The organism is Planococcus sp. CPCC 101016 (assembly GCF_007859295.1).
GTDB lineage: Bacteria > Bacillota > Bacilli > Bacillales_A > Planococcaceae > Planococcus.
Genome location: NZ_VOHB01000006.1, coordinates 1 through 13421 on the forward strand (window position 1 = coordinate 1; position 13421 = coordinate 13421).

The 13421-nt window shown below is 43.2% G+C and carries 10 protein-coding genes, 1 rRNA gene and 1 pseudogene; 3 read left to right on the forward strand and 9 right to left on the reverse strand.

All coding sequences use genetic code 11. The features are described 5' to 3' along the window. A 16S ribosomal RNA gene (locus tag FQV26_RS16405) occupies positions 1-65 on the reverse strand; the annotation flags it as partial. Between the two features lie 287 nt (positions 66-352). Next, positions 353-1255 (reverse strand): DMT family transporter, encoded by a 903-nt coding sequence (locus FQV26_RS16410; RefSeq protein ID WP_146558875.1) that lies wholly within the window; start codon positions 1253-1255, stop codon positions 353-355. Positions 1256-1359: 104 nt separating this feature from the next. On the opposite strand from FQV26_RS16410, the gene FQV26_RS16415 reads away from it, so the two are divergent. Further along, on the forward strand, positions 1360-2088 hold the full coding sequence (locus FQV26_RS16415; RefSeq protein WP_146558877.1) for an MgtC/SapB family protein: 729 nt from the start codon (positions 1360-1362) through the stop codon (positions 2086-2088). Between the two features lie 16 nt (positions 2089-2104). Then, positions 2105-3091, forward strand: coding sequence for a cation diffusion facilitator family transporter (locus tag FQV26_RS16420; protein ID WP_146558879.1), 987 nt, complete (start codon positions 2105-2107; stop codon positions 3089-3091). 43 nt (positions 3092-3134) lie between these two features. On the opposite strand, the pseudogene FQV26_RS16425 reads toward FQV26_RS16420, so the two are convergent. The 5 genes and pseudogenes from FQV26_RS16425 to pruA form a co-directional block, all read right to left on the reverse strand. Continuing rightward, positions 3135-3425, reverse strand: a pseudogene (locus tag FQV26_RS16425) (NADH-dependent alcohol dehydrogenase); the annotation flags it as partial. Continuing rightward, on the reverse strand, positions 3412-4587 hold the full coding sequence (locus tag FQV26_RS16430) for an iron-containing alcohol dehydrogenase (RefSeq protein WP_146558881.1): 1176 nt from the start codon (positions 4585-4587) through the stop codon (positions 3412-3414). The gene FQV26_RS16430 and the pseudogene FQV26_RS16425, both read right to left, overlap by 14 nt. 111 nt (positions 4588-4698) lie before the next feature. Next, positions 4699-5943, reverse strand: a complete 1245-nt coding sequence (locus FQV26_RS16435) for a Glu/Leu/Phe/Val family dehydrogenase (protein ID WP_146558882.1) — start codon at positions 5941-5943, stop codon at positions 4699-4701. 82 nt (positions 5944-6025) lie between these two features. Beyond that, positions 6026-7219: an ornithine--oxo-acid transaminase gene (locus FQV26_RS16440; RefSeq protein ID WP_146558884.1), complete on the reverse strand. Its 1194-nt coding sequence runs from the start codon at positions 7217-7219 to the stop codon at positions 6026-6028. 77 nt (positions 7220-7296) lie between these two features. Beyond that, positions 7297-8841, reverse strand: a complete 1545-nt coding sequence (gene pruA / locus FQV26_RS16445; protein ID WP_146558886.1) for an L-glutamate gamma-semialdehyde dehydrogenase — start codon at positions 8839-8841, stop codon at positions 7297-7299. Between the two features lie 139 nt (positions 8842-8980). Between pruA and FQV26_RS16450 the strand changes: the two genes are divergently transcribed. Further along, positions 8981-10294 (forward strand): sigma 54-interacting transcriptional regulator, encoded by a 1314-nt coding sequence (locus FQV26_RS16450; RefSeq protein WP_146558888.1) that lies wholly within the window; start codon positions 8981-8983, stop codon positions 10292-10294. Between the two features lie 40 nt (positions 10295-10334). On the opposite strand, the gene yugI is transcribed toward FQV26_RS16450, so the two are convergent. Together yugI and FQV26_RS16460 are read right to left on the reverse strand one after the other, a co-directional pair. Beyond that, entirely contained in the window at positions 10335-10709 is a 375-nt protein-coding gene (gene yugI, locus FQV26_RS16455; protein ID WP_006828542.1) for a S1 domain-containing post-transcriptional regulator GSP13, read from the reverse strand. An 86-nt stretch (positions 10710-10795) separates the two neighbouring features. Continuing rightward, positions 10796-13402 (reverse strand): RNA polymerase sigma factor, encoded by a 2607-nt coding sequence (locus tag FQV26_RS16460; protein ID WP_146558890.1) that lies wholly within the window; start codon positions 13400-13402, stop codon positions 10796-10798. Positions 13403-13421 lie beyond the last annotated feature (19 nt).

Here is a 13421-nt window from a genome sequence, read left to right on the forward strand (position 1 = left end):
TCGACTTGCATGTATTAGGCACGCCGCCAGCGTTCGTCCTGAGCCAGGATCAAACTCTCCATTATAGAGTAGTTGATTGCTCAAATACTTGCTGGCGTATCGCCGTCCGAAGACGCGCGATTCGCTTTGATCTGCATGAGCTGATCAGTACGTTTTGCGCGGGCCGTTTGCGCGGCCGTTGCTGTATTGTTGACGTTTTGCTGTTCAGTTTTCAAGGTTCAGTTGGTTTGCCGCGCTCATTGGCGACTTTATTAATATATCCTGTTTCAATCTCGTTGTCAATACTATTTTAAAATATTTTTTCGAGTTGTCTTAAGGACATGTATAAATATAAACCGCCACGAGCAAAAAATCAAGCCTTTATTCTAAAAAAGTACATTTTTATTTTTTGGTAGTCTGCAATAAATAGTGAAATCCCCGCCAGCACTACACTTCCGCCAACAATTTGAGATACACTCAAGTATTCGCCTAGCACGAAATAAGCAAGGATAGCAGCTCCTACAGGTTCAAAAAGAATGGCGATTGATATGACATTGGTGCTTACCCACTTTAATGCCCAATTGAATAAAGTATGTCCTAAAAGATTCGGAATGAGTGCCAACAACAAAAACCACATCCACTCAGATGCCGGGTAAGGACCGAAAGATTCTCCTTTAAATAAAATATAGAAGAATAACGTTATTGTGCTAATGCCGTAAACAACAAATGTATAGGTCACCAACGACAAGCGCTTTCTCACGTCCTGGCCAAATAATAAGTAAGCTGTAATCAATGCACAGGCGATCAAAGCCAATAAATCTCCATAGAGAGCACTTCCACTCACCTTGAAATCTCCATAACCAATCAATACACTACCTACAATTGCAATGCTTCCGGCTACAAGCGTCTTAATAGAAAGTTTTTCGTTAAAAAAGAAGTATGTGCCTGCAAAAGCGAATAAAGGCTGCAAGGTCACTAGCACCGTTGAACTGGCTACTGATGTATAATTAAGCGATTCAAACCATAATATAAAATGAAAAGCTAAGAACACCCCTGCTACTGTAGTAAAGATCCAATCCCTTTTGCTTAGCTTCTTAATTTCATGGGTATATTTCAGAAAGAAGACTGGACTCATGATCAATACGGAGAATAACATACGATAAAAAGCAGTTACTCCCGAATCAGCGGAAGTCATCTTTACAAAAATCGCTGACATTGCTACTGAGAAAACCCCTATTATAATAGGGATATATGGGTGAATAGTCGGTTTTTCCATTCAAACACCTCTTCTTTTCCATTTTCACCGACAACGCACGTAATAAGTTTGCCATTTTCGACAAATAGAATCAATACATCATCAATAAAATGGAGGTTTTCCCGATGGAGTTTTTCAGCGCATTGCAAATATCTTCATTAGAAACTTTCTTAAAACTTCTCATTGCCGCTTTTTTAAGTTTAGTTATCGGTCTTGAAAGGGAACTGAAAAGAAAGCCGGTGGGATTAAAGACCAGCATCGTCATCTCCACATTCAGTTGTTTATTGACTATCATCTCTATTGAATCTGCCTATATTGCACAAGGCAGCGAGTATGATAATGTTAATATTACAATGGATCCGCTTCGCCTCGCTGCACAAATTGTTTCAGGCATCGGTTTTTTGGGGGCTGGAGTAATTCTAAAACGCGGCAATGATTCTATTTCAGGATTGACGACTGCTGCTATGATCTGGGGGGCGGGTGGAATCGGAATTGCAGTTGCAGCCGGCTTCTATATTGAAGCAATTACAGCGGTCCTGCTCGTTTTGATTGGAATCGAGGTTTTGCCTCCCCTGCTCTTTAGATTCGGACCTAATCGTTTAAAGATGGTTGAAGCGAATTTAAGAGTGATAGTTGGTGATCGTGCTTCAATCCGGGAGGTGTTGAATGAATTAAAAGCAGGTGGATCAGTTGTCGAAAGCATTTCGATTACTCATTCAGATAAGGAGAGCCTTGATTCTTTCCATAGACTGACGATTCGCATGTCCTTTTCACATGAAAAGGATACCATCGATTTGTATCAGGAGATATCAGACATGGAAAAAGTGAAGCAAGTTGAAATTGAATTAATTTAATATAGGGGGAGTTCTTATGAAGGAATTTTTTGGGTTATTGAAAAATGGAAACAAGCCGTCTTTGACGGCAGCAATCATCAACACCTTTATCTCAATAATGAAAGGTGTCGCTTTCCTCTTTACAGGAAACGTTGCCATGTTTGCTGAGACGATGCACTCCATCGGAGATGCAGCCAATCAGTATTTTGTCTTTATCGGTTCTGCCCTTTCGAAGAAAGCGCCGACTAAGCGTTTTCCGAATGGTTTTGGTCGTCTATTGAATATCGTTCTCTTAGGCGCTGTATTGATAGTCGGAATCATGGCTTATGAAACTGTCATTGAAGGTTGGCATCAATTGACCCACCCTGTCGAAGCAGAAGGTTTCATCATTAGTGTGGTGGTATTATCTATCGCTATTATTCTTGAATTCTTTGTTCTATATAAAGCCGGTAAAGAAATCCTTCACGAAGCAGGCGTTAAAGGCGGTGCAATGGCCCCCCTGACTACGAGCTTCGTACATTTAAACCGGGCAAAGCCGGCTACTAAATTAGTGTTCCTGGAAGATCTTGTAGCCACTGCGGGTGGGGTTCTGGCTTTAATTGCGGTATTGATCGCACATTACACAGGCTTCCTGCAAGTTGAAGGTGCAGCCTCCATCGCAATCGGCTTTATGATGCTGTACGTGGTCGGAAAAGTCTTTATGGATAATGCCCGCGGTGCCATCGGTGAAACGGATGAACAGATGGTCAACCACATTGCCCATTTATTGAGCGATCATCCTGATGTTCGGGATATTAAAGAACTTGAAGTGGTTAAAGAAGGCGAATTTCTTCATGTGGAAACGAAAATCGAAGTTGATCCGCAATTGAACGTAACACAAGCAGACGCCTTGCAGGACCGCTTGGCAGAACTTATCCTTAGTCAACCAAGCGTCGATGATGTGATTGTTTCTCTGGATGCAGACGATGGTGAAACCCATTGGACGCACCTTAGCAGCCGTCCAGCTGGGCTTGATCAAAATTAAACAAACAAAAAAAGGCTCGGCGCTAAGCGCCGAGCCTTTTTTCTTATAGAGACGCTTGAAGAATTTCTTTAACGTCTTCGTCTTTCAATTTTGCGAAATTGCCAAACTCACCATAGACCATGGCTTTTTCCACCATCACATCAATTTTCGAATCATCGATGTCGTAGTAGTCTAAACGCGTTGGTGCTCCCAGAGAAGTCCAGAACGCTACTAAGCGATCGATTCCTTCGTAAGCGATATCAGACTCCGATTTCCCTTCTGGATCCACGTCAAAGACACGGACTGCCATTTGAGCAAAACGAGCTGGATTCACTTTCACGTTATGGCGCATCCATTAGAGACGCTTGAAGAATTTCTTTAACGTCTTCGTCTTTCAATTTTGCGAAATTGCCAAACTCACCATAGACCATGGCTTTTTCCACCATCACATCAATTTTCGAATCATCGATGTCGTAGTAGTCTAAACGCGTTGGTGCTCCCAGAGAAGTCCAGAACGCTACTAAGCGATCGATTCCTTCGTAAGCGATATCAGACTCCGATTTCCCTTCTGGATCCACGTCAAAGACACGGACTGCCATTTGAGCAAAACGAGCTGGATTCACTTTCACGTTATGGCGCATCCATTGCGGGAAGAGAATCGCCAATCCACCGGCATGTGGAATGTCATAGACAGCCGATACAGCGTGTTCAATATTATGTGAACCCCAATCGCCTCTGTAGCCCATTTCAAGGAATTTGTTCAAAGCCATCGTCCCTGCAAACAAGATTGTTTCGCGGTGTTCGTAGCTTTGAAGATCTTCCATTAATTTTGGCGCAGTTTCGATGACCGCTTTCAAGACACCTTCGCACATCCGGTCTTGAACCGGTGTATTGTTGGCATCATTGAAATACTGTTCGAAAATATGGGACATCATGTCGACGATTCCGTAGACCGTGTGGTTTTCCGGTACCGATAATGTATACGTCGGATCAAGGATTGAAAATTGCGGGAATGACAGCGGGCTTCCCCAACCATATTTCTCTTGTGTTTCTTCGTTGGTAATAACGGAACCGGCATTCATTTCAGAACCGGTGGCAGCGATTGTCAAAACTGTTCCAAAAGGCAAAGCTTCTTTTGGCTGCGCTTTGCGTGAAACGAAATCCCATGCATCTCCATCGTACTTAGCGCCGCAAGCAATGAGCTTCGTGCAATCAATGACTGAACCGCCGCCTACTGCTAAAATCATTTCAATGCCTTCTTTTTTGCAGATTTCGATGCCTTTTCTCGCAGTTGAGATCCGCGGATTGGGTTCTACTCCAGACAGTTCGAAAACTTCAAGGTCTGCTTCAGACAACATTTGAATGACTTCATCATAAAGGCCATTCTTTTTAATGCTGCCGCCACCATAGACGAGCAATACCTTTTTACCGAATTCCGGCAATTCCTTCTTGGCCGCTTCAAGCTGCCCTTTACCAAATATAAGTTTTACCGGGTTGTAAAATGAAAATGCATTCATCCAATCATCCTCCTCTATTCAGATTATATTATGGAGTTTCTGAAATCAAAAAGCAAAAGATTGAGACAAAAAACCGCCTGGATCAAAATCCAGGCGGTTTTCTGATATGTCTTATACCCATCCGCGGAAGCGTGAAGCTTCAGCAGTTCTTCGGGCGCCGACCATATAAGCTGCCAAACGCATATCGATATTGCGAGTAGTGGCAACGTTGTAGACATTTTCAAATGCATCTACTAATTTTTTGTTGAGTTTTTCGTCTACTTCTTCTTGTGACCAATAATAACCTTGGTTATTTTGTACCCACTCGAAGTAAGAAACCGTAACACCACCAGAACTTGCCAACACATCAGGCACCAAAAGGATTCCCCGATCTGTCAACATCTTCGTGGCTTCAGCTGTCGTTGGACCGTTCGCTGCTTCAACAACGATTGAAGCTTTGATATTATTGGCATTTTCTTCCGTAATTTGATTTGCAATAGCTGCAGGCACCAAGATATCGCAATCCAATTCAAACAATTCTTTGTTTGTAATGGTGTTATCAAATAACGTAGTAACCGTACCAAAACTATCACGGCGATCCAATAAATAATCGATATCCAAACCATCCGGATCGTGAAGAGCACCGTAAGCATCAGAAATGCCGACTACTTTTGCTCCAGCATCATGAAGGAATTTCGCAAGGAAGCTTCCCGCATTACCAAAACCTTGAATGACAACACGTGCTCCTTGCATATCCAGGCCACGTTTTTTTGCGGCTTCATTAATACAGATGGTCACTCCTTGGGCAGTCGCTTTGTCTCTTCCTTGAGAACCACCAAGGACGATCGGCTTGCCCGTAATAAAGCCAGGAGAATTGAATTCATCGATTTTGCTGTATTCATCATACATCCACGCCATGATCTGTGAGTTCGTGAAGACATCCGGTGCTGGAATATCTTTGTTCGGTCCGACAATCTGACTGATTGCGCGCACATATCCACGGCTCAATTTCTCGATTTCATGCATGGACATTTCGCGCGGATCGCAGATAATGCCACCCTTCGCTCCGCCATAAGGCAATTCCACGATTCCACATTTCAATGTCATCCACATTGATAAGGCAATGACCTCATCACGATTTACATCCGGATGAAAACGGACTCCACCTTTTGTAGGTCCAACCGCATCGCTGTGTTGAGCACGGTAACCCGTAAAGACTTTTGTTTTGCCATCATCCATTCGCACCGGAATGCGCACTTCTAAGATCCGCATCGGTTCTTTCAGAAGTTCGTACATCGCATCTTCGTATCCAAGCTTATCCAATGCAGTTTTAATAACATTCTGCGTAGACGTCAACAAGTTCAAGTTTTCAGCCATTGTATTAGTTCGCCTCTTTATATTTTAGTAATTACTCAGCATCTAGTGTAACACAGGTCAAGATTTGTGTGCCATGCCGATATTATTTAGAGAATACTTTTTGAATACGCTCAATTGCCCAATCCAGTTCTTCTTTTGAAATGATTAATGGCGGAGCAAAACGGATGACCGTATCATGCGTTTCCTTGCACAAAAGGCCCAATTCTTTTAACTGTTCGCAATATGGTCTTGCTGCTTCTGTCAATTCCATGCCGATGAACAAGCCACGGCCTCTGACTTCCTTAACAGACGGATGTTCAATTTCACGTAATTTGCTCATGAAGTATTCACCCAACTCCTGAGAGCGTTCTGAAAGTTTTTCATCAAGCAGAACTTCCAAAGAAGCAACTGAAACTGCACATGCTAATGGGTTTCCACCGAAAGTAGAACCGTGTGATCCTGGGTTGAATACGCCCAATATGGATTTATCGGCTACCACACATGAAATTGGGAATACTCCGCCGCCAAGTGCTTTTCCGAGGATATACATATCCGGGTTAACGTCTTCCCATTCACATGCAAACATTTTTCCAGTACGTGCAAGGCCACATTGGATTTCATCCGCAATGAAAAGAACATTGTTTTCGCGGCAAAGTTCTCTAGCAGCTTTCAAGAAACCTTCTGGAGGCATGATAATTCCTGCTTCTCCTTGAATCGGTTCGATCAGGAAAGCAGCGGTGTTAGGTGTAATGGCATTTTTCAAAGCTTCTAAATCACCGAAAGGAATCAAGTTGATGCCTGGCAGCATCGGTCCGAATCCTTTGCGGTATTCAGGGTCTGATGATAATGAAACCGCAGTCATTGTACGGCCATGGAAGTTTCCATCACAGGCAATGATCTCTGCTTGGTTTTCTGCTATCCCTTTTACATCGTATGCCCAACGGCGTGCAGCTTTAAAAGCCGTTTCAACAGCTTCAGCACCCGTGTTCATAGGTAAAGCCATTTCTTTTCCGGAAATATCACAGATCAACTCATACCACGGAGCCAATCTATCGTTATGGAATGCGCGGGAAGTCAAAGTAACGCGATCTGCTTGATCTTTCAGCGCCTGAATGATTTTTGGATGGCGATGTCCTTGGTTTACTGCTGAATAAGCAGATAACATATCCATGAATTTATTGCCTTCTGGATCTTTTACCCAAACGCCCTCTGCTTCTGTAATTACGATTGGCAGCGGATGGTAGTTATTCGCACCGTATTTCTCAGTTTGTTCAATAATCGTTTGTGTTTGCGTCATGTAATTTCCTCCTTTTTTTAAAAAAAGGCAGACCTTCGTCTGCCTTTTAATGAATTATTATACCATCCAAAGATGGATTAATACATTTCAGAAGTAGTTTGTGCTTGCATGTGAAGAACAAGGTAATCCGGTCCGCCAGCTTTCGAGTCGGTTCCAGACATATTGAATCCTCCAAAGGACTGATATCCAACAATTGCGCCTGTGCAGCCGCGGTTGAAGTATAAGTTTCCAACATGGAATTCTTCACGGGCTTTTTCAAGATTAGCGCGGTTATTTGTAATAACGCCGCCAGTCAAGCCGTACTCTGTGTTGTTGGCAATTTCGATTGCGTGATCAAAATCTTTCGCTTTCATCAAGCCGACAACAGGACCAAAGATTTCTTCCTGCATAACGCGTGCTTTCGGATCAAGATCAGCGAAGACAGTTGGATTTACGAAGAATCCTTTAGAATCGTCTCCGTCGCCACCGGCAACCAAACGGCCTTCTTCTTTACCGATTTCAATGTAGCTCATGATTTTTTTGTATGAGTTTCCGTCAATAACCGGTCCCATGTAGTTAGACTGATCTGTTGGATCACCAATCGTCAATTCTTTAGTCAGTTCAACAACGCGTTCAAGTACAGTATCGTATACATCTTCAACGATAACCGCACGCGATCCAGCTGAACATTTCTGTCCGCTGAAACCGAAAGCAGATTTCACGATTGATTGTGCTGCAAGCTCAAGATCCGCTTCTTTGTCCACAACCATTGTGTTTTTTCCGCCCATTTCAGCAATTAGACGTTTCATCCAGACTTGTCCTTCATTCACTTTTGAAGAACGCTCTGCAATGCGAAGGCCAACTTCTTTTGAACCAGTGAATGAGATGAAGCGTGTATTCGGGTGATCCACCAAGTAGTCCCCAACTTCAGCGCCCGGTCCTGGGATGTAGTTGACGACGCCTGCCGGCATGCCTGCTTCTTCAAGAACTTCAATGAATTTATAAGCGACAACAGGAGTTGTTGAAGCTGGCTTCAATAGAACAGTGTTGCCTGCTACCATAGCTGCTACAGTTGTTCCAGCCATGATCGCGAAAGCAAAGTTCCAAGGTGAAATAACAACGCCTACGCCCAAAGGAATGTAGTCATAGCGGTTATCTTCGCCTGGACGGCTTTCTACTGGCATTCCGTCTTTCAAACGCAGCATTTGGCGGCCGTAATATTCCATGAAATCGATAGCTTCTGCTGTATCAGCATCTGCTTCGTTCCAAGGCTTGCCTGCTTCTTTTGTAAGAAGCGCTGAGAATTCGTGTTTGCGGCGGCGAACAATTGCAGCTGCTCTGAACAAGACATCCGCACGCACTTCCGGTTTTACTTTTTTCCATGTTTTAAAAGCTTCATCAGCAGACTGCATTGCTTTTTCAGCTAATTCTTTATTTGATTTAGACACACGGCCTACTATTTCTTCTTTATTTGAAGGATTGAATGAAACGATTTTATCTTCAGTAGTCACGCGTTCTCCACCAATAATCAACGGGTAATCCTGACCTAGGTATGCTTCGACTGTTTTCAAGCCTTCCAGGTAGTCTGTGCGGTTCTTATCAATTGAGAAATCTGTAAATGGTTCGTGTTTGTAGGGAATCATGTAAATCCTCCTTGAGTTTTATATAAGCGCAAAAAAAATTTGCACTTTGTAACTGTTTCCACTTATAATAATGCAAAAGATTGTTGCATAATTCAAGTGTTTTTATTTAAAAAGTCAAAATAATTTTGGAGTGAAGGTCTTGAAGCCGGTAGATATCAATTTAGCACCCTTCTATAAATTCGCTGGAGAACACGTCGCTATAGGGATCCACGCTATAGATACCAAAGGAAAAACAGTTTTGTACAATAAAAAAATGCGGGAAATTGAAGGATTTGATTTTGAGGAGCTGGCAGATCGGTCGCTGCTGGAAATGTTCCGTTTCGATCAATCTGAAAGCACCCTTCTGCAAGTTCTTCAGAGCGGAAAACCTGTTTTTAACGTCAAACAGACTTATTGGAACCGTAAAGGCCAGGAAATCACGACAATCAATGACACCTACGCAGTTTTTGATAATGGCAAGCTGATAGGAGCAATGGAACTGTCACGTGATATTACAACGCTTGAAAAAGTCATTTATCAACCGTTAAGAAAATACGAAGAGCCCATCACTTTTTCCACGATTACAGCTGTATCCAAAAGCATGAAAAAAGTGATCGCCACTGCTGAAAAAGCTGCTACAGCAAAGTTGCCGGTGCTGCTGGTCGGGGAATCAGGAACCGGAAAAGAATTGATTGCAGAAGCCATCCACTGGGCCCAATCTTCTGATAGACAGATGTACACGCTATATTGCCACGGAACAGATGGCTCGATCATTGATCAATTAGGAGAAGATATCGAGAAAATGGGAGACGGCACCATTTACTGCGAGCGCATCGATTTGCTGCCACTGTCTTTGCAAGAGCAATTATTGGAAATGGCCGAAGAACGCTCACGAGGAAATACGTACTTTATCGCCAGTGTCGGAGACGATCCTGTTGAACTGATCGCATCGCATAAATTATTGAAAGACTTGTATTATTTCTTTTCTTCCATGACCATCAAAGTAGAACCGCTCCGTTTTCGAAAAGAAGATATTCTGCCGTTTGTGAATGATTACTTCTCGCGGCACCGGATGAAAGTCGGTTCGGTTGTAAACGGGATGGACCAGGAAGTGACAGCTTTGCTGCATGCTTATGATTGGCCAGGTAATTTAAAAGAGCTTGAATTGCTGCTTGATGAAATCACCTCAATGCTGACGACACAGGAAACTGTCACTGCAGACATGCTCCCTCATCACTTCAAGCTGAAAACGGATTTGAAAGGCGCGCATCAGCCCGAGGATTTTATTGTACAATCCAATACAGGGCTGTTGCCGTTGGAAGATTATTTGTTTGAGGCTGAAATGTATTATTTGCAAAAAGCCATGGACCTGCATGGAGGCAATGTCACAAAAGCCGCAGCTGCTCTAGGAATGAGCCGCCAAAACCTGCAATACCGACTACGGAAAATCAAAAAAAACGAAGCGCAGACATGATGTCCGCGCTTCGTTTTTTTCTTTCTAGTTGATGCGTTTCTTACTGCCCAGAGCGTTTGATCCACTCTTGCATTTTGTCTTTCAACGAGTTGAATCCTTCAGAATCACTTTCGTTAACGTGTGATTGAAGAGACTGTTTTGGTTTCTCAGTTTTTTGAGCTGCTGGTGGCTGCTCTTGAAGTGCGCGGATTGACAAGCTGATTTTTTTAGATTTTTCATCAACTTCCAATACTTTCACATCAACTTCTTGTCCTACTGCCAAATACTCACTAACTTCTTTCACGTAACCGTGAGTGATTTCTGAAATGTGGACCAATCCTTGTGTTTGGTCGTCTAAAGCTACGAATGCGCCGTATGGCTGGATTCCTGTAACTTTACCTGAAACCGTGTCGCCTGTTTGGTATGTTTTTGTCATGTTTACCCGCTCCTAGTCATATCTAATTGTCCTGTACACCTATTGGCATCTGTATATTATAGCACAGGTATATGCTGAGAGCAAAATCAGTACATATTCAAGTCAGTCATCCTCCAGCCGTCGGGAGTTTTCTCCATATAAAACAGCTCTTGAAAAATGCCTTCTTGAGATCCTGATTTGTATTTAATGTCAGCCATTCCACTAATCCCATTTGTAAGATCCGTGCTGAAATTGGTCCTGAAGGACAATTGCTCTAATTCAGAAAATGGACGGAAACTGTGCAATTCAAAAAAGGCAGCATACTCTTCATCTTTCCATCCGGCATCCACCACCAGTTTTTTTATGGTTGGGATATCCTTTTTCTCAATCGCTTTGAAAAACACTCCGGCTACTTCTCCAGGTTTGGTATCAGCTGGAAGCTGAGCTTTGGCATTACTGGAAATCTCTGTGTAGAGAAAATCAACGATCTGCCTATACTGATCAGCGTCATCAGCCAAATCATACTGTTCATATTGCTGGTAGTCGATTTGCCAAATTTGATCGCGCTCAGTAACTAGCAGGAAATCAAGCCGTTCATCGAATTCGTCCATTTGAACATGAGGGTAAATATAAACTTTATCTTTGACGCGCTGCGTAAAAGAATCTTTGGATAATTCAACCCATCGAGCTTTTTCCGCCAGGTCTGGAATTTGTTGCCATTGTTCGTTAAATTCTTCAAGCGTCGGTTTTAACGGACTATCTGCTGATAGATGCCACAATGTTTCGATATCTTCTAGTTTGTTGGCATAATGGTACAGGAACAATACATCAAGTGGCGGTTCTCCTGCTAATACCTGAAGGTCATAAGAAACCTTAAATGATTCATATAAAGGTTTGATGCGGCTATAATCAAAATCCTTCATATCGACCAGTGCATCTTCAATCACCAAGTTACCGTTAGGCAGCTTATCGGCAAGTTCGCCTGATTTTTCCATTGCCAAAGCATTCAATAAATCATGGAATTCCAATTGATCGTGATGATCCGAGTCCGTCCAGTTGCTGGCTTCCATTTCATTGAGAATCGGAAGCATCAGAAAAGCCATGGGGTTAGATGAGGCAGTGTCATTCCAAGCCTTGCGGTATTCTTCTTTGACTTTGCCTTGTTCATCAAAAATGGAAGAACCTTCACTGCCTTTTAGCAATTGCCAAAAGATTTGCTGATAGGCCACCTCTATCCCATCAAACAACCGCTTCGACTCTCCCTCTTCCAATAGAGCCTGCTCCATACTAATCAGCTGCTGCGGAACATTCTCGATCGGCAGCAGGAACCCACTGTCATCGAAATAAGGTTCGCTGGCTAACAAGCTCAAATAATGCGGCGCATAAGGATCGCTGATTATCGGCTGCTGTTGATTGAGCCTGGTAACATCCCGGAGCGTCCTAAACTGGTCTTTATTGGGATGTACGACTGGAAATAGATTGTATTCAGGCAACGCTTCTACAACCAACCTCAACTCTTCAGGCAAGCTGCCGGACTGTGCCATTAGCTTTTCCGGTGACAGCTGGTCCATCACCACCGTCGATTCCAGTTCTTCCCGGTACCTGAATAGGACACTGTCTGCAAAAACTTGCAGCTCGCTGGTTTTGGCTGCGTAATTTAAAAGAAAGTTTTCTGTTTCAGCAGCCAGCATTGGATTGTCCCCGGATAAGGAGTCGACCATCCCTTGCGGCGTTTCAATTTGTCTGAAGAGTCGATCGACGGTTTGCTCCATCTTGATGGGATTGTCTTTCATTGAGCGTACCGATTCATCGCTGAAAACCTTGATCATCTCAGCATCAGCCTGTTTTACATAATCGAGCTGGTCATATTGATCAAGAGACATTCCCAAACGTTTAGGCGATGTTTCTTTAATGGCTTCGTATTGACTTCTCCAGTTCGCAACCATATCATCCGTCACTTTTTCAGCTTGCTGAAATTCTGTCGTACCAGCAGTCTTTGCTTGCTGATCATTCACTGAAAAGCTGACTCCTATGACGGCTGCCAGAAAAAGTCCGGCAGCAACCAGAACAATTGCCGTTTTTTTCTGGTATGACTGTGCCGGTGCTGCAGAAATGTGAGCTGACTCAATAGGAATGGTGGCTGCTGTCTTCCGATTCTCCTGCTCCATTGGCGGTGGCGGAATAAAACGCTGATATGATTTTTGGAGCAAGGTCAGCCGTTTTAAGAGCGGATCACCCTCTATTTGAAGAATTTGCTGAAGGGCTTGCAGTCCCTCTGCCTCTGCTTGCATTACTTGTTGAGCTGACTTACTGGTTATCGTACTGATCTCGTTAATCGATTTATTATGAAAATAAAGGAGAGCTAATGAAATTCGCTGATCCAGTTCAAGTTTTTGCAACAGAGTATGCAGCTCCTGATCTTCTTGAAACCCGAGGACTTGGTTTTTACCGTTTTCAAACTGATAGCCTGGTTGTAAAGCCATTTGAGCCATAATTGTGAAGAGCTGCATTTCAGCTTGATCCGGAGTGAGATGTACAAGTTGTTTATACAGTTGCTGCAGGCTAGCCTTTTGGAACTCCGGCAATTTTTCTAAAGATATTCCCAGCTGGTACGCAAAACGCCCCATATCAGGTTGAATCTCATTAAACCATGAATAATATGCAGCTTCATCGCCATTTTGTGCCTCTATGTATAAATCAGTTTCAGAAGCCATTGCCTAACCTCCCAATCGT